The sequence below is a fragment of the Sedimenticola hydrogenitrophicus genome (assembly GCF_025175675.1).
Classification (GTDB): Bacteria; Pseudomonadota; Gammaproteobacteria; order Chromatiales; family Chromatiaceae; genus Sedimenticola; species Sedimenticola hydrogenitrophicus.
Window position 1 is genome coordinate 298,071 of record NZ_JANIOA010000001.1, and the last position, 25,997, is coordinate 324,067.

General features: G+C 61.2%; 22 protein-coding genes. 5 read left to right on the top strand and 17 right to left on the bottom strand.

Going from position 1 to position 25,997, the window contains the following annotated elements; genetic code table 11:
• Positions 1-35: 35 nt before the first annotated feature.
• Positions 36-2,813, top strand: a complete 2,778-nt coding sequence (prsT, locus tag NPX02_RS01305; RefSeq protein WP_260291308.1) for an XrtA/PEP-CTERM system TPR-repeat protein PrsT — start codon at positions 36-38, stop codon at positions 2,811-2,813.
• Positions 2,814-3,164: 351 nt separating this feature from the next.
• Here the strand turns inward: prsT and NPX02_RS01310 are convergent, their stop codons facing one another.
• From NPX02_RS01310 to NPX02_RS01320, 3 genes are all read right to left on the bottom strand, one after another.
• Positions 3,165-4,172, bottom strand: a complete 1,008-nt coding sequence (locus NPX02_RS01310; RefSeq protein ID WP_260291309.1) for a zinc transporter ZntB — start codon at positions 4,170-4,172, stop codon at positions 3,165-3,167.
• A 102-nt stretch (positions 4,173-4,274) separates the two neighbouring features.
• Complete coding sequence (gene pepN, locus NPX02_RS01315; protein ID WP_260291310.1) at positions 4,275-6,911, bottom strand: aminopeptidase N; 2,637 nt, start codon at positions 6,909-6,911, stop codon at positions 4,275-4,277.
• A gap of 245 nt (positions 6,912-7,156) precedes the next feature.
• Positions 7,157-8,467: a diguanylate cyclase domain-containing protein gene (locus NPX02_RS01320; RefSeq protein ID WP_260291311.1), complete on the bottom strand. Its 1,311-nt coding sequence runs from the start codon at positions 8,465-8,467 to the stop codon at positions 7,157-7,159.
• Positions 8,468-8,613: 146 nt separating this feature from the next.
• Here NPX02_RS01320 and grxC point away from each other — a divergent pair, with 146 nt between their 5' ends.
• The 4 genes from grxC (at position 8,614) to fusA (ending at position 12,482) form a co-directional block, all read left to right on the top strand.
• On the top strand, positions 8,614-8,898 hold the full coding sequence (gene grxC / locus NPX02_RS01325; RefSeq protein ID WP_260291312.1) for a glutaredoxin 3: 285 nt from the start codon (positions 8,614-8,616) through the stop codon (positions 8,896-8,898).
• On the top strand, positions 8,895-9,287 hold the full coding sequence (locus tag NPX02_RS01330) for an RNA-binding S4 domain-containing protein (RefSeq protein WP_260291313.1): 393 nt from the start codon (positions 8,895-8,897) through the stop codon (positions 9,285-9,287). The genes grxC and NPX02_RS01330 overlap by 4 nt, the downstream gene beginning before the upstream one ends.
• A gap of 266 nt (positions 9,288-9,553) precedes the next feature.
• Complete coding sequence (locus tag NPX02_RS01335; RefSeq protein ID WP_260291314.1) at positions 9,554-9,997, top strand: hypothetical protein; 444 nt, start codon at positions 9,554-9,556, stop codon at positions 9,995-9,997.
• A gap of 427 nt (positions 9,998-10,424) precedes the next feature.
• Positions 10,425-12,482 (top strand): elongation factor G, encoded by a 2,058-nt coding sequence (fusA, locus tag NPX02_RS01340; RefSeq protein ID WP_260291315.1) that lies wholly within the window; start codon positions 10,425-10,427, stop codon positions 12,480-12,482.
• A 251-nt stretch (positions 12,483-12,733) separates the two neighbouring features.
• Here fusA and NPX02_RS01345 read toward each other — a convergent pair whose 3' ends face one another.
• The 14 genes from NPX02_RS01345 to dsrA all read right to left on the bottom strand — a co-directional run bounded on the left by NPX02_RS01345 (position 12,734) and on the right by dsrA (position 25,857).
• On the bottom strand, positions 12,734-13,057 hold the full coding sequence (locus NPX02_RS01345; RefSeq protein ID WP_260291316.1) for a HesB/IscA family protein: 324 nt from the start codon (positions 13,055-13,057) through the stop codon (positions 12,734-12,736).
• A gap of 119 nt (positions 13,058-13,176) precedes the next feature.
• The gene (locus NPX02_RS01350) at positions 13,177-14,571 is read right to left on the bottom strand and encodes a cobyrinate a,c-diamide synthase (protein ID WP_260291317.1); all 1,395 of its coding nucleotides are present in this window, start codon (positions 14,569-14,571) and stop codon (positions 13,177-13,179) included.
• A gap of 253 nt (positions 14,572-14,824) precedes the next feature.
• Entirely contained in the window at positions 14,825-16,030 is a 1,206-nt protein-coding gene (gene nrfD, locus NPX02_RS01355; RefSeq protein ID WP_260291318.1) for an NrfD/PsrC family molybdoenzyme membrane anchor subunit, read from the bottom strand.
• Positions 16,031-16,049: 19 nt separating this feature from the next.
• Entirely contained in the window at positions 16,050-16,823 is a 774-nt protein-coding gene (gene dsrO, locus NPX02_RS01360) for a sulfate reduction electron transfer complex DsrMKJOP subunit DsrO (RefSeq protein ID WP_260291319.1), read from the bottom strand.
• A 2-nt stretch (positions 16,824-16,825) separates the two neighbouring features.
• Complete coding sequence (locus tag NPX02_RS01365) at positions 16,826-17,341, bottom strand: sulfur reduction protein DsrJ (RefSeq protein ID WP_260291320.1); 516 nt, start codon at positions 17,339-17,341, stop codon at positions 16,826-16,828.
• Between the two features lie 8 nt (positions 17,342-17,349).
• Positions 17,350-19,305, bottom strand: coding sequence for an NAD(P)-binding protein (locus NPX02_RS01370; RefSeq protein WP_260291321.1), 1,956 nt, complete (start codon positions 19,303-19,305; stop codon positions 17,350-17,352).
• Positions 19,306-19,392: 87 nt separating this feature from the next.
• Positions 19,393-20,937 carry a sulfate reduction electron transfer complex DsrMKJOP subunit DsrK gene (gene dsrK, locus NPX02_RS01375; protein ID WP_260291323.1) on the bottom strand — a complete coding sequence of 515 codons (1,545 nt, stop codon included), beginning with the start codon at positions 20,935-20,937 and terminating at the stop codon, positions 19,393-19,395.
• Between the two features lie 53 nt (positions 20,938-20,990).
• A complete protein-coding gene (locus NPX02_RS01380) occupies positions 20,991-21,710 on the bottom strand; it encodes a respiratory nitrate reductase subunit gamma (RefSeq protein WP_260291324.1) in 720 nt (239 codons plus the stop codon).
• A 199-nt stretch (positions 21,711-21,909) separates the two neighbouring features.
• Positions 21,910-22,242 (bottom strand): TusE/DsrC/DsvC family sulfur relay protein, encoded by a 333-nt coding sequence (locus tag NPX02_RS01385; protein WP_260291325.1) that lies wholly within the window; start codon positions 22,240-22,242, stop codon positions 21,910-21,912.
• 48 nt (positions 22,243-22,290) lie between these two features.
• Complete coding sequence (tusB, locus tag NPX02_RS01390; protein WP_260291326.1) at positions 22,291-22,599, bottom strand: sulfurtransferase complex subunit TusB; 309 nt, start codon at positions 22,597-22,599, stop codon at positions 22,291-22,293.
• Positions 22,600-22,611: 12 nt separating this feature from the next.
• A complete protein-coding gene (tusC, locus tag NPX02_RS01395; RefSeq protein ID WP_260291327.1) occupies positions 22,612-23,001 on the bottom strand; it encodes a sulfurtransferase complex subunit TusC in 390 nt (129 codons plus the stop codon).
• 16 nt (positions 23,002-23,017) lie between these two features.
• Entirely contained in the window at positions 23,018-23,410 is a 393-nt protein-coding gene (gene tusD / locus NPX02_RS01400; protein WP_260291328.1) for a sulfurtransferase complex subunit TusD, read from the bottom strand.
• A gap of 26 nt (positions 23,411-23,436) precedes the next feature.
• Positions 23,437-24,510, bottom strand: coding sequence for a dissimilatory-type sulfite reductase subunit beta (gene dsrB / locus NPX02_RS01405; RefSeq protein WP_260291329.1), 1,074 nt, complete (start codon positions 24,508-24,510; stop codon positions 23,437-23,439).
• A gap of 102 nt (positions 24,511-24,612) precedes the next feature.
• Complete coding sequence (gene dsrA / locus NPX02_RS01410) at positions 24,613-25,857, bottom strand: dissimilatory-type sulfite reductase subunit alpha (protein WP_260291330.1); 1,245 nt, start codon at positions 25,855-25,857, stop codon at positions 24,613-24,615.
• Between the last annotated feature and the right edge of the window lie 140 nt (positions 25,858-25,997).

Below are 25,997 nucleotides of genomic sequence, written 5' to 3' on the forward strand. Positions count from 1 at the left end.
CAACGATTCGCATCGACAATAAGGAAGGTCGTCCCATGAAGCAAATCCGTACTCCCAGGGCTCGCGCGCGAATAAGCGCCTATATCCTCCTGTTCACCGCCTCCCTGCTCCACGCGGCGACCACGGAAGAGTATATCAAGGAGGCCGAGGCCTACCTGGAAAAGGGCGAGGCCCGAACGGCGGTGATCCAGCTGAAAAACGCCCTGCAGGAGAACCCCACCAGCATCGAGGCGCGCCTGTTGCTGGGCCGCATCTATCTGCAGGCCGGTGACGGGGCCTCGGCGGAAAAGGAGTTCGAACGGGCCAAGCGAATGAATGCCGCGAAGAGCTACTGGGAACTGCCGCTGGCCCGCGCCTACCTGATGCAGGGCAAATTCCAGGAGGTCCTCGACAACCTTCAGGAGGAACCCGGCAGCTCGCTCGAAAACCGCACCTCCATCTGGCTGCTCCGGGGTGACGCCTATCATGGCCTGCGCCAGTATGCTCAGGCGCGTGACGCCTACACCACCGCCCGCCAACTCGATCCGCAATCGCAGCAGGCGATGCTCGGGCTGATCATGACCGATATTGCCGAAAACCACCGTAGCGAGGCGCTGGGCAACCTCGACACCCTGCTATCAAACCACCCGGAAAACATTGCTGCCCGGGTGATGCGCGGCGAGATCCAACAGCTGACCGGTAACCCGGATCTGGCACGCGCCGATTTCGACCAGGTCCTGGAGCAGCAACCGGAGAATATCCGGGCACTGCTGGGCCGGGCACAGATCAACCTGACCGGTGGCAACCTGGCGCAGGCAAAGGCCGACGCTGAAAAACTGGATACGCTGGTGCCGCGCCACCCAAAACTGCTCCATCTGCGCGGCGCCATCGCCCTGCTGGAACAGGACCTGGACAAGGCGGAGACCCTGCTCCAGCAGGCCCTCAGCGCCAGTCCGGAGAGTCTCCCGACCCTGACGCTGCTGGGTGCGGTGAGCTTCTATAAGGGAAACTACGAAGCCGCGCACCGGCATCTCTCCATGGCACTCAAGGCACAGCCGGCGCTGCTGCCGGCAATCAAGCTGCTGGCCTCGGTGCAACACAAACTAAAACGCTCCGACGCAGTAGTGAAACTACTCGTGCCAGCGCTCGAACGCTATCCCAACGACCCGCAGCTGATGGCCATGCTCGGTACCGCCTATATGCAGATGAAACGCTTTGAGGAGGGTTCGGCGCTGATGAGCCGGGCCATCGAGATCAAGCCGGACCTGGCGGCCTACCGCACTCAGCTGGCACTCGGATTGATGGCCCAGGGCAAGAGCGGCGAGGCGATTGAGCAGTTGGAGAACACCATTGAGATGGAGCAGGAGTTTATCCAGGCGGACATCCTGCTGGTGCTCTCCCATCTGCACAAAACCGACTATGACAAGGCACTGACGGCGAGCCGGGCATTGGAGGAGCGGTCACCGGAAAATCCGATGGGCTACAACCTGAGTGGCCTGGCCTACATGATGTCTGGCGACCATAAACTGGCAGAACAGCGCTTCCGCAAGGCCCTGGAGATCGATCCAAACTTCATCACCGCCGAGTCCAACCTGGCGCGCCTGGCGATACAGAAGGGTGATCTGGCGTTGGCCCGGCTGCATTACCAGAACGCGCTGAAGAAATCGCCAAATCACTCAACGATGCTCATGGGGTTGGCGGATATCGCGCGCCGTACCGGGGATAACGAAGAGATGCACAGGCAGCTGGAACAGGCCCACAACGGCGAGCCGAAGAGCGCCCGCCCCGGACTGATCTCGGCCCAGGCCTATCTGACGGAAAAGCAACCGCTCAAGGCCCTGCGCATGACCAGCCAGCTTTCCGCCGCCTTCCCCGGCAATCCCTCGGTCCTGCTGGTCCACGGCAAGGCTCAGCTGGCGGCGGGTGATGCGATTAATGCCGTCACCACGCTCCGGCGACTCACCGGGGAGGTTCGAAATGTAGAGACCCTGCAGTTGCTGGGCAATGCCCAACAGGCGGCCGGTCAGCGGGACGAGGCCAGAAGAAGCTACCAGCAGGCACTCCAGGAGAAGCCGGGATTCGTCCCGGTACTCATCAACCTGTTCACGCTTGAACTGGGCAGCGGACAGCAGGAGGAGGCCCTATCCCATGCCAAAGCCATCCAGCTGGCACTACCGGACAATCCCCTCGGGTATGAGTTCGAAGGCACCACCCATGCCATGCAGGGGCGGACCGAACAGGCGATCACGCTGTACGAGAAGGCCTATCAAATGCAACCCAGCGACCGGCTGGCGATACCGCTGGCACAGCAGTATGCCCAAGTCGGTAACGCCCCGCGCGGTCTGGAACTGCTGCGCGAATGGGCCGCAAAACAGCCCGACAACCTGAAGACCCGGCTCAGTCTCAGCGGCATGCTGCTGGAGCAGGGGCAACAGGACGAGGCGATCCGGGGCTATGAAGCGGTCCTGCAGGCCGACAATAACAACCTGGTGGCCCTGAACAACCTGGCCTGGATCTACTCGACCCGGGGAGACCGGCGGGCCGTGGAGCTGGGCAAGCGCGCCTACGATCTCGCCTCCACCCGCCCGGAGATTATCGATACCTACGGCTGGATCCTGGTGCAGACCGGTGACCTTGGCAAGGGATCGGAGATTCTCAAGCAGGCCGCGGAGCTGAGTCCCGAGCATCAGGAGATCATCTATCACCTGGGCTTCTCCCTGCATAAACAGGGCAACCGCAGCGAGGCGGAGGCCACCCTGAAACGGGCCATCGCCATTGACGACACCAGCGAACTGGCACAGACCGCCAGGCAACTGCTGGAGAGCATGCGCTAGAGACGTAGGTTGGTTGGATGGGGAATGACGGAACCCACCGTTGGGCGGTCGAGGAATCGGTGGGTTACGCGGCGCCCGGGCATTGTTGCCGACGGAAAGTGCAGTGCCTGCGCCGCTAACCCACCCTACGTATCTACTTAGGGCCCGCGCAAGAATAATTCCGTAGTACCGAGGGCGTTCCTGGGCCACGCCGGCAAGGCACGCTTTGCAGGCAATGACCGCTCCCGGCCATCCATGGCCTCCGCGGAATAAGTCCATCCATGGACAAAGCTGTTCCCTTGCCAAAAAGCGTAACGCCGCCAGCGGGGTCCAGGGGCGACCGAATACAGGAACTTATTCTTGCGCGGGTCCTTAGAACCAGCGCCGCCAACGAAAGAACAGTAGCAGTCCCACCGCCACCAGCAGCATGCCAACCACCACCAGCGGAAAACCGAGCGAGCTTTCGGCGCCGGGAATCCCACCCACGTTGATCCCCAGCAGGCCGGTGACGAAGGAGAGCGGCAGGAAAATGGCGGCGATCACCGAGAGGATGTACATGCGCTGATTGGTCTGCTCGGTTAGGCTGCTGACCAGGGACTCGTGCACCACCCCGGCACGCTCCCGCGCCGCATCCAGGTCCTCCACCAAGCGGGTCAGGCGATCGGCCGCCTCGCGCAGGTACAGCAGGTGTTCACCCGACAGCAGCGAGACGCGTTCCGTTGACAGCCGGTTGAGCGCCTCCCGTTGCGGGGCAAGGAAGCGCCGCAGGGTGATCGCCTGGTGGCGGATACCGGCCAGCTGCTCCCGCTGTGCCGGCCCCGCGGCGGTCACTACCGCCGCCTCCAGGTCATCCACCCTATCGTACAGCTCATCGATCACCACCCCCACCCGATCGAGCAGCAGGTTCACCAGCATGACCAGAAAATCACCCGGTGCTTCGGGGCCGCCGCCGCGCCCGATCAGCGCACGCAGGTCATCCAGCGACAGCAGCCGCCGCAGCCCCAGGGTGTAGATCCGCCGCTCACCGACCCACATGCGCAGACTGACCATATCCTCCGGTTCCGCCCCGGGGTTGAGATTGACGCCGCGCAGGAAAATCAGCAGGCCGTTATCGGTCGGCACACAACGCGGACGGGTCTCCGCCTGCAGCAGCGCCTCGACGGTCAGCTCCTGCAGCCCACTGTGCCGATACATCCACTCCTGTACGCTGGGCCGGGAATAGTCAAGATGCACCCACAGCCACGCGGGGTCCGCCGGAGGCGTGTCTGCGACCTGCCCCCAGGCAACCTGCCGGCCACCGCCCTGCCCGTCCAGCAGCCAGCTTTGGCTTGCGTCCTCCAGCGCTTGCGTGTCGTCAACCGCGGACGGTTCATCATTCATGTCCTGGCCCCTGTGGTTCTTGTAGTTCTGATACCGCTGATTGCAGGATAGCATGATGCCGCCCACCCGGCCGCACGCCGGGGTAGCGGGGCGGCGGCGAAACTACTGTTCCAGGCTTTTCGAGGCGACCTCGAACACATCGCGGGAGACCCCCTCGGTCTTGAGGATGCGCTCCAGCTGTGCCTGCATCAGCTGTTGGCGGGCCGGGTCATAACGCCGCCAGCGGGCCATCAGGCGTACCAGGCGCGAGGCCACCTGCGGATTGAGTCCGTCCAGCTCCAGCACCCGGTCCCCCAGGAAACGGTAACCGCTGCCATCGGCGGCGTGAAATCGCACCGCGTTACCGGAACAGAAGGCTCCGATCAGGGCGCGCACCTTGTTCGGGTTGGCGATGGAGAAGGCGGGATGATGCAGCAACGCCTGGACCTGTTGCAGGGTGTCGCTGCGCTTGGAGAGCGCCTGCAGGCTGAACCACTTGTCCAGCACCAGCGGATCGTCCCGCCACTGCCGATAGAACGCCTCCAGCAGCTGCGCCGTCTCCGGGGTGTCCCGGTCGGCCAACAGGGCGAGTGCGGAGATCACATCGGTCATGTTGTTGCCGGCCCGGTATTGGTCGACACAGCGTTGCCGGATGGCCGCCTCGTCCAGCTGCATCAGGTAGGCGAGGGCGAGATTGCGCAGGCTGCGCTGGCCGATGGAGGCGGCGTCCGGCCGGTATGCCCCGGGCACGGCATGGGCCTGGTAGAGCGCCAGCAGCTCCTCGCGCAGTTCACCGGCCAGGGTGGTCTTGAGCCGCTCCCGGGCACGGTGGATGCCCTCCACGTCCACCACCGCCATCTGGTCCCCCAGATAGCTCTCGGACGGGAGCGTCAGCACCTCGGTCAGCAGCGCCGGATCGGTCGCGCGGTCGCTCAGTGCCTCACGGAACGCCTCGATGAAGCCCGTCGGTACGGCGCCGTCGGGATCGGCCACGCCCTGCAACAGCACGCGCTGGGCCAGGGTCTGGGCGGCATCCCAGCGACAGAAACCGTCGCTGTCATGGGCCATCAGGAACATCAGCTGCTCGTCGCTGTAGTCGAATCGTACCTTCACCGGCGCCGAGAAGCCGCGCAGCAACGAGGGTACCGGAGCCTCGGGGAGATCTTCAAACAGGAACCGCTGGCGGCGCTCGCTCAGCTCCAGCATGCGGGTGCCCTGGACGGCGCCGGTTTCCCCCGCCAGCCGCAACGCCATGTCGGCCCCGCGGCTATCCAGCAACCCCACCGCCAGCGGGATCAGGAACGGCGCCTTGTCGGGCTGGCCGGGGGTGGGCGGGCAGTGCTGTTCGACGGTCAGGCTGTAGGTCCGCCGTGCGGCATCGTAGTCGCCCTGGATGGTCAACTCCGGCGTGCCGGCCTGACTGTACCAGCGCTTGAACTGGCTGAGGTCGCGCCCGCCGGCATCCGCCATGCACTGCACGAAGTCATCGGTGGTGACCGCCTGTCCGTCGAACCGTGCGAAATAGAGATCGGTGCCGCGCCGGTAGGCCTCGGGGCCCAGCAGGTTGGCCTGCATGCGTACCACCTCGGCGCCCTTTTCATAGACGGTCACGGTATAGAAGTTGTTGATCTCCATGTAGGAGTCGGGGCGCACCGGATGGGCCATGGGGCTGGCATCCTCGGCGAACTGGTGGGCGCGCAGCAGCCGCACGTCCTCGATTCGCTTCACCCCGCGGGAACCCATGTCGGCGGAAAACTCCTGATCGCGGAACACCGTCAGTCCCTCTTTCAGGCTGAGCTGGAACCAGTCGCGGCAGGTGATGCGGTTACCGGTCCAGTTGTGGAAGTACTCGTGGGCGATCACCGACTCGATACCCTGGAAATCCCGATCGGTGGCGGTCGCCGGGGAGGCCAGCACATACTTGGAGTTGAAGATATTAAGCCCCTTGTTCTCCATCGCCCCCATGTTGAAGTCGTTCACCGCCACGACCATATAGATATCCAGGTCGTATTCGCGACCGTACTGCCGCTCATCCCAGCGCATGGCCTGCTTCAGCGAGGCCATGGCGTGATCGCACTTCGCCACATTCTCCGGCTCCACATAGATGCGCAGTGCCACTTCCCGCCCCGACGCTGTGGTATGGCTCCCCTCGATGGCGCGCAGATCCCCCGCCACCAGGGCGAACAGGTAGGCCGGCTTGGGGAACGGATCGGCCCAGGTGACCTGTTGCCGTCCCCCGTCAAGTTGGCGCGTCTCGACCGGATTTCCGTTGGAGAGCAGCACCGGGTAGCGCGCCTGGTCGGCAACGATGGTGGTGGTAAAGCGGCTCATCACGTCGGGCCGGTCGAGGAACCAGGTGATCTTGCGAAACCCCTCCGCCTCGCACTGGGTACAGAACATGCCGCCCGACTTGTACAGCCCCTCCAGGGCGGTGTTGCGCTGCGGCAGGATACGCACCTCGCTCTCCAGCACGAACCGGTCCGGCACCCCCGCTACGCTGAGCCCCTCGTTATCCTGTTCATACTCCGTGGAGTCGAGCGGCCGGCCGTCGAGGGCGAGGGCGAGCAGTTCCAGCTGTTCACCATGCAGCCGCAGCTCCGCGGGGCGGCCTTCTGCGGCCGGATTTCTGCGCAATTCCAGCCGGGAACGCACCCGGGTCTCCTCCTCACCCAGTTCAAACCGGAGATTGACCTGATCGATGAGAAATTCCGGGGGCCGGTAATCCTTCAGATAGATGGTGTTGGGGGTGTCTCGCAGCATGATGGTCCCTTACTGGTTGGCCGGTGGGTACTGTTTCAATAGATCAGGATTCTATCCCACTATTCAACCCCTGGTGGAGTAACGGATTCAGGCCCGGTTCCTCCGGGGAACGAGCCAATCGTACAGGATTCGTAACTACTCACCTGGTCTGTAAGTGATTGTCCTGCCTTGCCGGCCTCACACGGTGGCTGGACCAAGATCGGCCAACAAGGCAGGCCAATCACCCAGTGCGTAGTTACCAGGATTCAGTGTTCTTGCCGGGGCGTCTCGGCGGTGGCTTCGCGGTGAAAACGGAAGGCATTACGCCCCTCCTGTTTGGCCCGGTACATGGCCAGGTCGGCGTTCCTGAGCAGCTCGGTTTCGTCTCGCCCGTCTAGCGGATAGCAGGCGATACCCACGGAGGCGGAGATCCGCTGCTCGGTGCCGGCGACGGTGAACGGCGTGCGCATCTGCTCCAGGATCTTGCCGGCCAGCAAGGCCACCGACTCCCGGTCGTTCACTCCGGAGAGGATGATATTGAACTCGTCACCGCCCATGCGCGCCACGGTATCGCTGCTGCGCACGTAGACGCAAAGCCGCCGTGCCACCTCTACCAGCACCTGATCGCCGGCCTCATGGCCGAAGGTATCGTTGATGTACTTGAAGCGATCCAAATCGAGGAACAGCAGTGCGAACACTTCATCACTGCGTTTTGCCCTGAGGAGGTCCTGGCTCAGCCGATCATGAAACAGGCTGCGGTTGGGCAGCCGGGTAAGCATATCGTAATGAGCCAGGCGGCGCAGCTGCGCCGTGCGCTGTTCCACCACCCGCTCCTGCTGCTCCTTGGCCCGCTTCAGCAGCAGCATCTGGGTACGCAGGCGGGACAGGGCGAACAGCGTCACGCCCGACAACAGCAGCCAGATGCCAAAGTGGATCGCCGCCATGTTCCATTTCTGTTCGTACTGCGGGGTCAGCAGCGAGGCGGCCGTGAAGCTCACGCTCGCCCCGCCGCGGATATCGCCGACCTCATAGCCCTGCTTTTCATGGCATTTGAGACAGGCCTTTTGGGTGACCAGCGGGGCCATAAAGCGGTAGACGGCATCCTTACCCTCTCCGACAAAACCCTGCACCCGTTGCGCACCGCCCTCGAACGCCTCAAGTGCCCGGGTCTCCCAGAGGTCGGCGGCGTTGTCGGGATTGATCGGCTTGAGACTGGTGAGATGGACCCGGACGTCGGAGAGTTCCTCCACCACGTAGGTGAGCTGGCGGGTCATGTAGGCCGGATTCAGCAGGGTCAGCGACTTGCCGGAGGGGGTGCTGATATCCCGCTCGTCGACCTCCAGATACCGGTTGGGCCGGGTCTTCTCGTCGACCGGCACATAAACCCCGCCGTGGCGTGCATTCCACAGTCGTACCGACTCCACCATCTTGAAGACAAATTCGGCCCGGTTCGCCGCGATCTCCCGGGAGTGGCGGTCCAGTTCATTCCAGTTCCAGGCGAAGGATATGCCGACCACTACCGTCCACAGTACAAGAGGAATCGGCCATAAGGTGTGATTGAGGACATAACGTTGCATGGTGTCGGAACTCTTGCTCGGCTACCGCTTACTATATCGGTATCTCCCACAATTTACTTGAGGTATCTCATGCACACGCACGCCCTAGACCCCCCTCATAGCGCTTGATACGATAGCCCAAATCCTCTGCAACTTAGAGACTGAACATGCCAAAAGTCGTAATGTACACCACCGCCATCTGTCCCTACTGCATGCGCGCCAAATCACTGCTCAAGCGCAAGGGGGTGGGGTTTGAAGAGTTCCGCATCGAGGGCGATCGCGAGCGCATGCGCGAGATGATCCAGCGCAGCCGCCGCAACACCGTGCCGCAGATCTTCGTCGACGACTACCATGTGGGCGGCTATGACGATCTGGCCGAACTGGATGTGATGGGCCAGTTGGACCCGCTGCTCGGTCTGGAGCCACAGGGCGAGCCGGACGTCATCACATGACCAGCCCGGAGATGCGCCTGGACAAATGGCTCTGGGCGGCGCGCTTCTTCAAGACCCGAAAGCTCGCCATCGAGGCGATCAACGGCGGCAAGGTCCACCTCAACGGCCAGCGCACCAAACCGGGTAAATGCATCACCGTCGGCAGCCGGCTCACCATTCACAAGGAGTCCCTGGAGTGGGACATCGAGGTCCTGGAACTGCCGAAACAGCGCCGCCCGGCCAGCGAGGCGATCCATTTCTACCGGGAAGAAGAGACCAGCCGGGAGCAACGACTGCTGCAGATCGAGGAGCAGCGTCTGTTGCGAGCCGCGGCGCCCCGTCCCGCCGCGGGCAAGCCGAGCAAGCGCGACCGGCGCATGATCCACAGTTTTACCGGTAAAGACCGCTAGTACTCTGTCAGGGTGATATTGACGTATTCAGTTGGCCTGTCCGCGTTCCTGGCAAGGCGCGGCTCGCAGCGAATGGCCCGGTCCTTTGCAAGAGCCGCAACACGGCCAGGGGCGCGGACAGGCCAACCCGAAGGGCGCCCCTGTGGTGTCCCGCCGTTGCGTTGCGCCGCTTGACAAGGACCGGGCCATTGCCTGCACGACGCGCCTTGCGGCAAGACACCACAGGGGCGCTGAACTAGTCAATATCACCTTGACAGAGTACTAATATGGATCAGGATGCTTATCGAAAGACCTACGAGCGGCTCAACGAACGTGCCTGCCTGTTCGAGAAGTGCCTGTTTGCCGGGCATGCCGGCTGCTCCCGGTCGGAGCGGTTCAATCTGGCGGAGCGGGAGGGCATCCATTGCGATTCGGACAGCGCCCAGTCCCAGTGCGCCGAACTGCTGGTGCTGTTACGCCACCACAGCCGCTTCGCCCTGAAGACCCAGGACGGTAACGGGGTGTTGAATCACGCCCAGGCACTGCGCATCCAGGTGGGGGGCCTGCGCGGGCTCGACCAGGTTGTGGAACAACGCCCGGACCCGGTTCACTTTGTCACGGATATCCACGCCCTGGTCTGCCGCGCCCGCGCCCGCTTCGGCACCCTGGAGCGGCTCCCCTTCAACCGCATCATCCAGCAGATCGCCGCCTTCAAGGGACGCCGCGGCTGACACCCCCCTCCCCGTTCCCTCCGACGCCACCCAGCGTCTACACTCAGAAGAAACAGAGCGGCATCCCCGCGCCCACTTGTTGATCCGGGTCATGGCATCCCGGGCCATCTTCCAGTGGGATAACAAAAGATTACCCGATTACCCACAACACTTAACCAGGTTCGAAAACCGTTAATAAAGCCGCGAATGAACGCAAATGAACGCAAATTCTGTAAATTTCCATGTACCTCGTCTCCTTGTCGGGAGGGCATCGTTCATTTCCAGGTAGAGGCCTGTTCTATTACCCATTGGCCAGTTAATTGATTTTATTATTATTTGCGTCTATTCGCGTTCATTCGCGGCTAATATATCCCTGACCGTGGCTGAGTCAGGTGAGTAATCAGAAAAGATTAATGAACGCCGTTATTTCACTTCCGAGGAGAGAATAATGCCTGCCTATACCACCCAGGATATCCGGAATATCGCCCTGGTGGGCCAATCAGGCGCCGGTAAAACGACGCTGGTCGAGGCCCTCTTGTATCACGCCGGCGTGATACAGAACCAGGGTTCCATCGAACGGGGCGACACCGTCTGCGATTTCGATCCCCAGGAGAAACGCTACGAGCACTCGCTGGATACCGCCCTGGCTCATCTGCACATCGAGAACACCCATATCAATCTGCTCGACACGCCGGGACTGGTCGACTTCTTCGGCCGCGCGTTTGGCGTCCTGCAGGCGGCGGAAACCACGGCCGTGGTGATCAATGCCGAAACCGGCATCGAGCCGGCCACCCTGGCGATGATGGAGCATGCGAAAAACGACGGCCTGTGCCGCATCATTATCGTCAACAAGATCGACGCCGACCATCTGGACCTGGAGGCGCTGCTGAATCGTATCCGCGAGACCTTCGGCGATGTCTGCCTGCCGCTCAACCTGCCGGCCGCCGAACAGGGCAAGGTTGTGGACAGCTTCTTCACCCCGGATGGCGAGCCGACCGCCTTCTCCTCCGTGGCCGAGGCGCATACCAATATAGTCGACCAGGTGGTGGAGATGGATGAACAGCTGATGGAGCTCTACCTGGAACAGGGCGAGGAGCTGAAACCGGAACAGCTGCACGACCCGTTCGAGGCGGCGCTGCGCGACGGTCACCTGATCCCGGTCTGTTTCGTCTCGGCCAGGAACGGCTCGGGGATCCGCCAACTGCTGAAGATCATCACCCGGCTGCTGCCCGATCCAACCGAGGGCAATCCGCCCCACTTCCTCAAGGGTACCCCGCCGCACGCACAGTCGGCGAAGGTACTCCCAGACCCCGACCGGCATGTGGTTGCCCATGTGTTCAAGGTGAGCAACGATCCGTTCCGCGGCAAGCTGGGCATGTTCCGGGTCTATCAGGGGACGGTCACCACGGCTACCCAGCTGTTTATCGGCGACTCGCGCAAGCCGTTCAAACCGAGTCACCTCTACCGCATTCAGGGCAACAACCAGACCGAGATAGCCCAGACGATCCCGGGCGATATCTGCGCCGTGGCACGGATCGATGAGATATTCCGCGACGCGGTGTTACACGACTCCCACGACGAGGACAATTTCCACCTGCAGCCGGAGGAGTTCCCCATGCCGTTGTTCGGCCTGGCGGTGATACCCCAGAAGCGGGGGGACGAGCAGAAGCTCTCCGACGCCCTGCTGAAGATCGCCTCGGAGGATCCCTGCCTGGTAATCACGCATGACTCCCAGTCCAATGAAACCGTGGTCCGCGGCATGGGTGAACTGCACCTGCGGGTGGTACTGGAACAGCTGGAGGAGCGCTATAACGTGCAGGTGGAGACCCGCCCCCCCAGCATCGCCTACCGGGAGACCATCGGCGGCCCCGCGGACGGGCACCATCGGCACAAGAAACAGACCGGGGGTGCCGGGCAGTTCGGCGAGGTGTCACTGCGGGTATCCCCGCTGCCACGCGGCGAGGGCTTTGTGTTCGTCGATGAAGTGAAGGGCGGGGTGATACCCGGCCAGTTCATCCCCGCCGTCGAAAAGGGGGTACGGCTGGCGCTGGAAGAGGGCTATATCGCCGGCTACCCGATCCAGGACCTGCAGGTGACGGTGTACGACGGCAAATACCACACCGTCGATTCCAAGGAGATCGCCTTTGTCACCGCCGGCAAGAAGGCCTTTCACAATGCCCTGGAGAAGGCACGGCCGATTGTGCTGGAGCCGGTGGTCAACATCAGCATCACCGCCAGCGGCGACGCCATAGGCGACATCACCGCCGACCTGTCGGTCAAGCGGGGACGTATTCACAATACCGAGATGATGCCGGACGGCCGCATGCTGATCAGTGGCCAGGCGCCGCTGGCCGAGCTGGACGGCTACAGCACCCGCTTGAAATCGATGACCGGCGGCCAAGGGACTTACGAGATCAGCTTCAGTCACTACGACCCGGTGCCGGACAATATTCAGCGCGGACTGGCGGAAAAACACCAGCAGCGGGTGCATCATCTGGAGGAGTGAGCGGGTCAGCTTGACGCGTTGACAGGCCGGTGCTCCGTCAAGGTCTCGTAGGGTGGGCACGTTGTTTGTGCCCACGCGGTCGCCTCAATGTGTAGGATGGGTGGAGGCGCACAACCTCCCTTGTTGGAGACTCTCCGCGGCTAGGGCGCGCCGTAACCCATCTTCGGATGAGACCGTACGATAGGTGACACGCCGGACGGTGTTGATGGGTTACGTCGTTCCTCCTCCACCCATCCTACGCCCTCGTCAGGTTATCGGGAGCGCGTCTTGGCCGCCGGCACGTAGTTGGCGTCGTTGGGGTTGAGAAAAATAAACCGCAGTTCCCCGTCATCCAGCTGTGCATAATCCATTACCGTTTCATCCAGCAGCGGGGCATACTGTGGCTCCATCACCACCTCGATGCCGTTGCTGACGACACGGATATCCTCCGCTTTGGCCTCATCGAAGCCCATGAGGTAATCGATGCTGCCATCCTCTTTCATCCGAGCGGCCATACGCAGCGCCATACCCTCGGTACCGCCCTGTTCGGCGGCATTGCGCACCTGCTCGGCGGCAGCTTCTGTGATTTCAAACATGCGAAAACTCCATACTGCTGTAGGGGTGATCCGTGAGTGAGATTACCCCGGTTATACCTGCCCGTTCAATTATCTATTTTTTCGCCGGCACTCATCCCTCATCAGCCCGCATCTTGCTGTTATTTTGTCCTGCTGTCCCGGCATCGGATTACATGTGCCAGAAATCGTTCAATCCAGTAATTGCCACCCACATCCCGCAGGTGGGTATAGCTGGCCAGGAGATTTTTATAGACCACACCATCGTTGGTTCCGTCAATGCCGGTACCCCGTGTCACCTTGAAGGCGAAACGGATCCCCGGGTCCAGATTCTCCAGCGCCGAGTAGTGGAACTCGTGGGCGGCGATGCCGCCAGCAGCACCAGAAGCGCAGCCCGGTACCATCGGCCAGGGGCTCGCCTCGGTCTCCTCCAGCCGGACATAGCCGCGGCCCTGGGGGCGTTCATACATCACCACATCGCCGGGAATCGCCCCCACCATCTCGCACTGTTTATCCTTCCATGTCAGACGCCGGGACAGATACATCAGTCCGCCACACTCGGCATAGACCGGACCACCCTGTTCGATGAAATCCCGGATCTCCCGGCGCAATGAGACATTGGCCTGGAGTTCCTCCATTACCATCTCGGGAAAACCACCGCCGATGAACAGCCCGTCCATCGGCGGCAGTTGCGGGTCATTCAGGGTATCAAAGGGCACCAGTTCGACACCCTGGTTGCGCATTTTCTGCAGGTCACCCGGATAATAGAAACCAAAGGCCCGATCCCGCGGATAACCGATACGCAACCGCTCGGCGGGCAGCTGGATTTCCGGCTGTTCGACATAATCCAGCGCCGGCACCTCAGCGGCGATGGCGAGAATCCGGTCGATGTCCACCTGTTCGGCAATCTTCTCCCCCAGCCGGGCTATCTTCTGTTCCGCGAGTTCACTCTCGTTGCTCGGCATCAGCCCCAGGTGGCGCTCATCGATAATCAACTCGGGGGCACTGTGGACCGCACCCACCACCGGCAAGTCAGTATAGTGGCGGATCACATTGCAGAGTTTGGCCTCGTGCCGACTGCCACCTACCTTGTTCAGGATCACCCCGGCAATGCGCACATTGGGATCAAATGCCTGGTAGCCGAGGATCAGCGGGGCGATACCGCGGGTCATGCCGCGGGCATCGATCACCAGAAAAACCGGCGCCTGCAGCTGCGCCGCCAACGCGGCGTTGCTGTTGCTGCCATCCAGATCCAGGCCGTCATACAACCCCTTGTTGCCCTCGATCACGCCGATCTCCGCCGTCGCCATGGCGCGGCCGAACTCGTCATTGATCTCCCGCTGAGACATGGTGAAGAAATCCAGGTTCACGCAGGGTCTTCCGCTGGCGGCGGTTAGCCACAGCGGATCGATGTAGTCGGGGCCCTTCTTGAAGGTCTGCACCTGCATGCCGCGGCGACACAGCGCCGCCGTCAGTCCGATCGACAAGGTGGTCTTGCCTGAGGATTTGTGGGCGGCGGAGATGAAGAAATAGGCCATAGGATTGGATCAGCTCGGTCTGGGATTGTCAGGCTGCGTCCCGGACAGGCGGCAGCTTGCCTGAAGTATAGTCACCCCTCCGGTTATATCTGTCAAAGCAGGGAAAAGCGATAGCGGAGTGGATTAGCTTATTGCGGCTGAAGCCGCCCCCACCCGTATGCAGGAGCGGCTTCAGCCGGGCTGCCTTCATCACCGGATCACCCGACCGCCAGCACGCGCATCCAAACGGCGGCAAATGCGACGGCCTTGGTGGTCAGACGCACTCACCCTCTTCCGGGTCTTCCAGGCTTTCCGGCAAAACCCGCAGCATGCGTGCCCCGATCGCCACCAGGGTCATGGCGACCGCGACCCCGGCGATACCCAACAGGGCCTCCGCCAGCGAGGGGGTGTAGGCGGCCACGACACCGTCAAAAAAGCTACTCTCCAGCACCTGCTTGCCGGGGAACAGGTTCATCGGAAACGCCTGTCCGCCGATCACGATCACATAGACCTGGAAGAAACCGCCCAACAGCACCATCAGGGAGGCGACCGCGAGGGCAAGGCGGGAGTGGCCAAAGGCCGGCGAGTAGAGCAGGAACAGCGGAATCACCCCACCGATCACCACTTGGCCGATCCAGAACATGCTGGTATAGATGCCGCCATCGAGCAGGATGAAACGCTCCACGCCGTGGTGCTGTGTGATATACAGGTTGGTCAGGTGATAGACCAGGGCGAAGTAGAGCACCGCGCCGACGAACACGCCCAGCAGGTTCTTCAGCTTGGCCAGGCGCAGTTCGCCGATGGTGCGATCGGCCCACCAGTAGGCGGACATCAGGGTAATAATGAAGAACGCCAGGCCGTAGCTGAACGACATGATGATGAACATCGGCGCCATGATGGCGGCGTCATACGCCTCACGCGCCACCAGAAAACCGAAGATGGAACCGGTACCGGTGGTCAGGGCCAGACGCCAGAAGAAGGCGGCGAAGCCGATGGGCCGTTTGAACTGCGCGAATTTGCGATCCATCATGGCCCAGAGGTAGAGCCCGACAATGGTGAAGAAGCCGGTGTAGAGAATGATGTTCCAGGCGAAGATCGATTTGAAGTTGTAGGTGGTCATGGCCACGATCAGGCGATCGGGCCGGCCCAGATCGAGCAGCAGCACCACCAGGCCGCCGGCCAGCAAGCCGATCGACAGCAACCCGGAGAAACGCCCCAGCGGCTTGTACATGGGACCGCCGAACACCGAGCCGATGGAGGCGACGTTAAGTGCCCCGGAGGCGGCTACGATCAGGAAAATGGCAAACACATGGGGCAGCCCCCAGACGATCTGATTGCTCATGCCGGTCACGAAGTGACCGTTATGCTCCATGAAGAAGGCCGCTCCCATCCCCACCAGTATGATGAAGGCCAGAAAGGCCAGTCCGCCCCAGTAGCGGGGGGAACTGCAGTAGAGTTCGCGGTATTGCATTTTTTTCATCGACTTCTCTCCCTACCGCTTAGATATTGGAATAGCGCACACCGGTGTTCAGCTCGAGATCGGCCCGAATCTGACGACTGTTGTGCGCCTTCAGCGCCCTGGCGATTTCGCTATCTGGATTCTTCAGATCACCGAACAGGATGGCCTGGTAACCTTCCCGGTTACAGGCGTCCTGGCAGGCGGTGGTCTGGTCACCGGCATCGAGCCGCTGCACACACAGGTTGCAGGACTCGACGCAGCCCTTGCCGCGCGGTGTGCCGGTACGTTGTGCCGCCACATCCTGGTGAATAAACGAGCGCGCCTTGTAGGGGCAGGCCATCATGCAGTAGCGGCAACCGATACAGGTATGCCGGTCCACCATCACCAGGCCATCGGCGCGTTTGAACGAGGCGCCGGTGGGACAGACATCCACACAGGGCGGGTGTTCGCAGTGCTGGCACATCATCGGCAGGTTGGTGATCTCGCCGGTCAGGTTGTCCTTCAGTTTTACCTTGTGGATCCACTGCGGACGCTGGGCGTCCCACATCGCGTCGGACTGGCCCGCCGGACGCTCGATCAGATCGATGCCGTTCTCCTGGTTGCAGGCGGCAACGCAGGCGCTGCAGCCATCGGCGCACTTGTTGGCGTCGATCAGCATGCCCCAGCGCACCTTGCTGGAGACGCCCGCGTCGGAACCGGCATTGGCCACCGTCAGCATCACCCCGGGGGCAATGCTGGCGGCACCCGCCGCCAGCACCGTCTTGCCGATAAAATCACGCCGCCGCAGATCAGGCTGGTCATTGTTATGGCTCATGATCAGTTCCCCTCAATCGTGGCATGCAGGCGGGCCAGTTCATCCCGGCGCAGGGTGAGCGGGTCTATGGACTGCAGCAGACCGAGCGCCTGCCGCCCGTTCCGCTTGTCATCCCTCATCGCCGCCTTGTCCCCCGCGGAGCCGGGGGTCTTGCTGTGGCACTGGAAGCAGGTCAGGTTGACCGCCACATAGCTGTGGCAGGATTCACAGAACTGGCCCTCGGCATTTACCGGCTTGTAGGCGCCCGCGCTGTCCTTCTCCGCATGACACTGGACGCACTCGGCGAGACTGAAACGGGTGTCCCGAATGCCCTTGCGCACCGTCGCGTCCCGGTCATGCTTGAGATAGTCCATGTGGTTGCGCCGTATCTCCGCGGTCGGTGCCACACAAGTCTCCAGGCCTGCCGCCTTGGAACCCTCAGTAACGGCGCTGTCGCCGACGACACCGGTGGCGAGGAGCAGCAACGCTCCCCCCAGGCCCATCCGCGCGAATCGCCTAAAGCCGGTTAAACTACCCATTACCGCTCCTATTCACCAAGACCCATCTGGATGTAACCCGTCGGACAGACGTCGCTGCAGACGTGGCAGCCGATACATTTGTTGTAGTCGGTATCGACATAGCGGCCGGTGGTCGCCTCGGTTTTCTTCACCCGGAACACCGCATCCTGGGGGCAGAACACCACGCAGTTGTCGCACTCGAAGCACATGCCGCAGCTCATGCAGCGCTTCGCCTCGGCCACCATCTGCTCCTCGCTGTAGGGGTGCATACGCTCACTGAAATGCCCCAGCACCACCTCGGCGGAGGGTACCTCCTCGCTGCGCTTGTTGCGCGGGGTGAAGGAGAAGTGACCCAGGAACAGGTCGCTGGAGGGGATCACCTCTTGCTCGGACCGGTTCTCGAAGTTGTGCACGGCATATTTGGCACCATCGGTGCCGCGCTGATCGCCCACCTTCGAATCAAACAGCTCCGGATCCTTGCCCACCTCGTGCAGTTTTTCCAGCAGATCGAAATGGTGTACATCCACCTTGGGACGTTTCACCAGCTCCTCCTGCTTGAGGTAGCGGTCGATACTCTCGGCGGCAATCGAGGCCGCGCCGATAGCGGTGGTCAGCAGGTGCGGGCGGACGATATCGCCGGCCACGAAATGACCCTGCTTGCCCGGCACCTGGAAGAACTTGTCGGCGTCGATCAGGTTTCGCTCGTTGGCCATCTCCTCCAGGCCGCTCATCTCGCCGCCCTGGCCGATGGCGGAAACGATCAGGTCCGCCTCCAGCACCCGCTCGGTACCCTCGACCGGGATCGGCTTCATGCCGTCCATGGTGCAGTCGCACACCTTGAGGCCGGTGGCACGGCCATCTTCGCCGACGATCACTTCCAGCGGCATGACGCCATCGAGGATGGTGACACCCTCGGTGGTGGCATCGTGCACCTCGTGCTCGGCGGCCATCATCTTGTCCTTGGTGAACAGCGAGGTGAGGGTGACTTCGGAACCCTGGGCATCGGCGGTCACCGCCACATCATGGGCGACATAACCATCCTGCACCACCAGTTCGGGACGATCGGTCGGGTTCTGGTGTTTCACATGCCCCAGGCGGCGGGCCACGGAGACCACGTCGATGGAGGTATCACCTCCGCCGACACAGACCACCTTGTCGGCGGTAACCTTCATGCGGCCCTCGTTAAAGGCCTTGAGGAAGGCGACACCGGTAACACAGTTGGAGGTGCCTTCCCAGCCGGGGACCGGCAGGCCACGGCCGCTCTGACAGCCCAGGGCCCAGAGCAGCGCGTCAAACTCTTGCTCCACGTCGGCCACCGACACATCCCGGCCGACCCGGGTCTTGAGGCGCAAATCGACGCCCATCTCGACAATCCGGTTCAGTTCCGCGTCCAGTTTGTCGCGCGGTATGCGGTAGCCGGGGATACCGTAGCGCATCATGCCGCCCAGCTCCGCATTTTCGTCGAAAATGGCGACACCGTAGCCCATGCGGCGCAGCTGGTAGGCAGCCGCCATACCGGCCGGTCCGCCACCGATCACGGCCACTTTCTTGGCGATGTCCGCACCCGGGGTGAACTTGTAGCCGTTGGCGATCGCCGAGTCACCGATATACTGCTCAACGGCATTGATACCGACGAAATCCTCCACGTCATTGCGGTTGCAGCCATCCTGGCAGGGTGCCGGACAGACCCGGCCCATCATCGACGGGAAGGGATTGGCGTCGGTGGAGCGACGGAACATGTACTCGTCCCGTTCCACACCTTCCGGCGGCTTCTCCTGGCCCCGGCCAATCGCCAGGTACCCACGAATATCCTCGCCGGAGGGACAGCTCCCCTGACAGGGCGGCGTCTTGTGGATGTAGGTCGGGCACTTGTACGAGGTATCTTCGCGGAAGATCTTCTCGCTAAAATCGTCCCACTCGTTGTCGCCTTCCTTATATCGCCGGTAACTCAGTTTTGTGTTCATCTGTTCCGTAGGAGTTGCCATGGAATTCTCTCCTCAACCTATATAATTCTTAAAACACCGCCAGCATTCGGATACCAGCGCGTTATACCTCAAGACTTTCAACAACCTTTACGCGTCGCCGTCCGCCTCATCGTCGGAATCGGCATCTTCCTCATCGCTGTTCTGGCCGGTGAGGATAATGGCGTTGCTGACCAGCTGGTGGACACTGACGATCTGGTCCATCTCCATGCCGTAGTACGGCAACACCTTGGTAAACTGACTCTTGCAGATGGCGCAGATGGCGGCCATGTGCGTCACGCCCTCCTCCTTGATCACATTCTGCAGCGCCGTCATCCTCGGCAGCGCGCCCTTGACCCGGATCTCCATCAGGTCATCGGTCAGCAGACCGCCGCCGCCACCGCAGCAGAAGGTCCTCTCGCCGATGGTCTCGTGATCCATGTCGACATAGTTGTTGCAGACCGCCTTGATCACGGCGCGGGGAATATCGAACTGGCCACCCGGTTTGTCGCCCATGCGGGTGGCGCGGGCCACGTTGCAGGAGTCGTGGAAGGTCAGGGTCATATCATCGTTGGTCGACTTGTCGAACCGCAGCTTGCCCTGCTGGATCAGGTCGTAGGTGTACTCGCAGATATGCTGCGGCACCGGATAACGCGGATCCAGGAAATCAAAGGGTCCGGCCAGCGTATTCAGGAACGCGTAGGCGACGCGCCAGGCGTGGCCGCACTCGCCGAAGACGATGCGTTTGACGCCCAGTTCCAGGGCGGCCTGGCGGATACGCAGGGCGACCCGACGCATGTTCTCGTAACTGCCGATGAACATGCCGAAGTTGCCCGCCTCGGAGGCGGTGGTGCTCATGGTCCAGCTGACGCCGGCCTCGTGGAACACCTTGCCGTAGCCGATCAGGCCGTCGACGTGGGGTTCGGCGAAGAAGTCGGCGGACGGGGTCACCAGCAGGATCTCGGCACCCTTTACATCCAGCGGATACTTGACCGCCACGCCGGTTTCATCAAAGACATCCTCCTCCAGCCCCTCCAGGGTATCCAGAATGGCCGGACCGGGGAGTCCCAGGTTATTGCCCTTCTCGTGCACCTTGGCGATGATCTCGTTACAGTACTTCTGGCCGTAGCCGACGCTGTCGAGGATCTCGCGCGCCGCCATGGAGATCTCGGCAGTGTCGATGCCATAGGGGCAGAACACCGAGCAGCGGCGGCACTGGGAACACTGGTGGTAATAGCTGTACCACTCGTCCAGGGTCTCCCGGGTCAGGTCCTTGGCGCCCACCAGCCAGGGGAAATACTTGCCGGCGAAAGTGTTGTAGCGGCGATACACCTTGCGCAGCAGATCCTGACGACCCACCGGCATATTCTTCGGGTCCTTGGTGCTGAGGTAGTAGTGGCACTTGTCGGTACAGGCACCGCACTTGACACAGGCATCCAGATAGACCTGCAGCGAACGATAGCGTGAACGCAGATCATCCAGCTTCTCCAGCACCTTGTCATGCCAGTCATCCACCAGCTCACCGGGGAAACCCAGGGGCGTATTGTGAACCGGTTTGGCAACATAGGGGCTGAGATGCGCCATGGTGCCTTCCACGAGTTCCGGCACGTCCACATACTCCTGGAGCTCCGGTACATCGAATTCCGCCTTAGCCATGTAATACCCTCTTCGGCTATCAGTCGTTTGTTGGCAGTCGTTTGCTGCTGCGTTTATTCTTCCATCGCCTTCGCCCAGTCGGCGAGGTGACGCTTCTCACGGGGGTTGTCCACCTGATTACGGGTCGGGCTGAAGAAGATGCCCGGCACGTGCAGCAGCTTGCTGAACGGGAACAGGATCATCAGCAGCGCCACCAGGGCGAGGTGGACCAACAGTGCAAAATCGATAGGCAAGGTGCCTATACTGAAACCCATCAGGCCGGTGAAGAACTGCTTCACCATGACGATATCGGTGTGCGCGACAAACTTCATCATCAGGCCGCTGACGCCGATAATGATCAGCAGCAGCAGCCACAGGTAATCGGACGGGGCGGAGATATAACGTACCCGGTCGACAAAAATACGGCGAATCAACAGCCCACCGAGCCCGGCCAGCATGGCAAACCCGGCATAGACACCGAACGGCTGGATCAGCTCGATCGGCAGCCACACGGGATCCATGAAGTAGCGCAGGTGGCGTAGCAGCACGACGAACAACGCCATATGGAACAGCCAGCCGAATATCCAGGTCCACTTGGTACTCTTGAACAGGCTTTCAAAGAACACCACTTCGCGGAACATGCGCATCACCACGCCAGTTTGGGTCACCGGGGCCGGGGTGGTAGGAATCTTCAACGGAGCCGGGGTCCTGGCATACTGGGCAATCTTTGTTGCCAGACCAATCACCAGCACGGCGGTCGCTACGATAAACAGCAACGCATAGACAGTGGACATGTTCCTGCGATCCTCAAGCTATTCTGATAACCGGGAGACGTCTACTCCCGGCATGCCAACCACTTCAACGAAGTGCGTCAGTATCTGGAAACCTCGCTTTCCGTTGCACGAAGCCACCTTCTCCAGCGCGGAGAAGGCCGCCCCGACGCACCCTCCCGCGCAGCGCGGGGAGGGTGACTATTTCCCAACGCGTACCGGTTCAGATACAACCGGTCGGTTTGGGCAGACCGGCAAAGCGGCAAGCCTGCTTGCCGGGGCCGTAGGGGAACAGGGCATACAGGTACTTGCTGTTGCCTTTCTCCTTGCCCAGCTTCTTGCCGACCGCCTTGGTCAGAACGCGTACCGCGGGAGCGATCTGGTACTCTTCATAGTACTCGCGCAGGAAATTAATGATGTCCCAGTGCTCTTCGGTCAGATCCAGGTCATCCTCTTTGGCCATGATTTCTGCCACACCAGGCTCCCAGTCGGACAGATTGGTCAGGTAACCCTCTTCATCCGTCTCAAAAGACTTGCCGTTGACTTCAATTGCCATGATTCACTCTCCAATAAAGTACTCGTATAAAAATTCAGTGAGTTGTGACTAGAGCCACGCATTCACCTTGTCATGCGTTGCCGCCAGATCAACAAAGCCGGCATAATCGACTACCTCTATGCCTTCGATCACCCGATCTTCCGCCATACCGCGGGCCTTCAGATCCGGGCCCAGAACGTACAACTTCATCTTCTGGGCGGCCTCTTTCATCTGAGGCTCTTTCGCCGCGCCCTTGAGCGCGGCGTAAATACCATCCTCGATCAGCAGCAGTGCACTGCCCTCGCTGGCCAGGCTCAAACAGCTGTCGAGGGAGTTCTTCTCGTAAGGTGATTTATTTACCGTGTGTAAAATACTCATCTTGCCCACCTCTTAGAAACTGAAGATGACGTCTTGGTCATCCATAAGGTCCGCCAGGGCCTCATCGCTCAGGACTTCCACATCGACAATCAGGTCATCCTTGCTGATGCCGCGCGCATCCATCGCGGTTTTGGAGACGTACAATTTCTCGACGTCATACATCTCCAGCGCCCGGTAGGTGGGTGAGAAGTTCTTCATACCGATGCCAGCGGTCTCCTGACCCTTCTTCAGCTGGTAGATACCGTCGTCGCTGAATACCAGGCTCACGTCCTGATCAAATGCAGCGGCAATCAGCACCACCTCCAGCGACTCCAGGGCGTATATGGAACCATACGGGGCACGCCGGTTGACGAACATGAATTTCTTGACGACCTCGTCGTCCATCATCTCTTCTTCGGACATCTCTCTACCCCTTCACTTAGTCGCCGAACACAACCAGACGCTCTGCCTGGATGCCGGCCTCTACCAACTGGCCAAGACCCGAGATGCGGAAGCCGGGCGCGATGTTCTCGGCATCCTTGCCGTTACGCTTGGCTTCGCCCTCATCCACAATACCGCGCCGCTGCGCGGCCGCCACACAGACCACCAGGTCCAGGTCGTACTGCGCGGCCAGCTCGCTCCAGCGATTGACGATATTACGGTCGTCCTGAGGCGGCGTGGTCAGTTTGGTCGCGTTATTCACACCGTCGTGGTAGAAGAAGACGCGGAAGATCTCGTGCCCCTTCTCCAGCGCGGCCTTGGTGAACTGATAGGCCGAATCAGCCGCCTGGTGCTGATAAGGACCTTCGTTTACTTGAATCGCAAATTTCATTATCGATTCCCTTATAGCCAATCAATTTAGAAGCGGATGTGTGCGGATGCATTCAGATTCGCACGACTTCCACGCCAGTTATCGATATGGTACTTGGTGAACGGCAGTCCGGTCTTCTCGAAGAAACGCGGCCAGCCGATACGCTCCGCCCACTCACCGATACGCTCATAGTCCTTGGCATCTTCCTTGTAGACACGGAGGATGTTCTTGACTATCGCCGACACTTCCGGCCAGCGTGGCGGGTTGTTGGGGATACCCGCGGCGACCAGCTTGTGGAAGGTCGGCTTGGAGCGGGCATTGGAGTTCTTGCCACCCACCCAGATGGCGAATTTGGAGTGCTCCGGATCGTTGATCTGCATCGGCGGACAGGGCGGGAAGCAGGCGCCGCAGCAGATACACTTGCGCTCATCCACTTCCAGGGTCGGCTTGCCGTTAACCACCGCGGGGCGAATCGCCGCCACCGGGCAGCGGGCCACCACCGAGGGGCGCTCGCAGACGTTGCCGACCTGGTCGTGATTGATCTTGGGCGGCTTGGTGTGCTGGATATTGATGGCGATGTCACCCTGGCCACCGCAGTTGATCTGACAGCAGGAGGTGGTCAGACGTACCCGGTTGGGCATCTCTTCGCGAATGAACTCTTCGTGCAGCTCATCCATCAGCGCCTTCACCGCACCGGAGGCATCGGTTGCCGGGATATCGCAGTGCAGCCAGCCCTGGGTATGGGAGATCATGGAGACCGAGTTACCGGTACCACCGACCGGGAAGCCCTCTGCCAGCAGCTTGTCGATCAGCGGCTGCACCTTGGACTCTTCCGAAACCATGAACTCGATATTGGAACGGATGGTAAAGCGGACATAGCCTTCCGCGAAATCGTCGGCGATATCCATCAGCTTGCGGATGGTGTAGACATCCATCTGACGCTGGGTGCCGGCACGCACGGTCCAAACTTCATCACCACTGTGGGCCACGTGATGCAGAACGCCGGGACGCGGACGGTCATGCCACTTCCAGTTGCCGTAGTTCTTCTTCAGGACAGGGTGCAGATAGGGCTCGATCTCTGGTACGCCTGTCTCATCGGGCATGCGAGGTGCTTCAGCCATTGTTACCTCCAAAAACTCTTAGTATCTGAATCTGTTGTTGATACCGGAACCGGTCCGGTTCGTCGGCCCGCCGCCCTGCGGCAGGCCTTCACCTTTAAAAAATCACTGGGCAGCCTGACGCTCTTTCCACTTGGCCGCCTCATCATCCCAGCCATCGGTACGGATGTACGGATTGGTACGCGGCTGATTGATCATGTTGGGATCGATTTCCAGACCCAGACCTTCCAGGAAGTTGGTCAGACCGATACGCTCGATCATCTCACCGGTGCGCTCGTGCTCCAGGGCGTTCTCGGCGAAGAACTCGAGGATCTCGGTGCTCAGCTCTTCCAGCCACTCGAAGTCCTCGTCGCTCTCCAGCTTGTGGAAGGGGATGATTACGGTGCCCATCAGGTCGCCGATCTTCAGGGTACGCTTGCCACCCACCAGGATGCTGACGCCACGATCGTCGCCCGGGGAGAGGGCCTTGGTCATGACATTGATGCAGTGCATGCAGCGCACGCAGTTGGGGTTATCCACCGCCAGGGTGTCGTCATCGTTCAGCGACAGCGCCTGGGTTGGGCAGCGGGTGATGACGTTGTCGATCACGTGCTTGCGCCCTTTCTTGGCGACGAACGCCTGCACCTCGGCCTGATCCACCTTCATGTCATCACGCCAGGTACCGATCATGGAGACGTCGGCGCGCTGGATCGAGTTCATGCAGTCGTTGGGGCAGCCGGAGGCCTTGAACTTCAGCTTGTACGGCAGCGCCGGGCGGTGCATGTCGTCCAGGTTGGCGTTGACGCAGGTGCGCATGGCGCGGGCCTCGTCGTAGCAGGACTGTTCGCATCGCGCGGAGCCGACGCAGGACATACCGGTGCGCACCGCCGGGCCGGCACCACCCATGTCGAAACCCATCTGGTTGAGGGCATCGAAGGCAGGTTGGACGTTATCGGTAGTGCAGCCCTGGAACATAATGTCGCCGGACTGGCCATGGAAGGCGATCAGGCCGGAGCCAAATTTTTCCCAGATGTCACAGAACTCGCGAATGGTATTGGTATCGTAGTGCATGCCCGGAGGAGGCATGATGCGCAGGGTGTGGAATTCGGCGGCGGCCGGGAACTTGGGTTTGTTGTTCTCATCCTTCAATTCGGTGAAGCGGGGAATAACACCACCACCGTAACCGATCACGCCGACGGTGCCGCCCTTCCAGTAACCCTTTTTGGTCTCGTAGGAAGTCTCCAGCTGGCCGAGCAGGTCAACCATCATATCGTTGTCTTTGGCCAGGCGCTTGAGTCCGCTTACGAAGCTCGGCCAGACGCCGCTCTCCAACTGATCAAGCATGGGGGTATCATGCATCGGTTTCGCCATCAGTTATTCTCCCATTGATCTCGATTTATATAGTGCTTACCTGCTCACCCTCGGTAGCGGCGGCATGTTGAACCGACAACCTTTGCTGAGCGGGAAATGCGGGACCTGTCACCCGGTTTGGGCCACACATCCTTATTCCA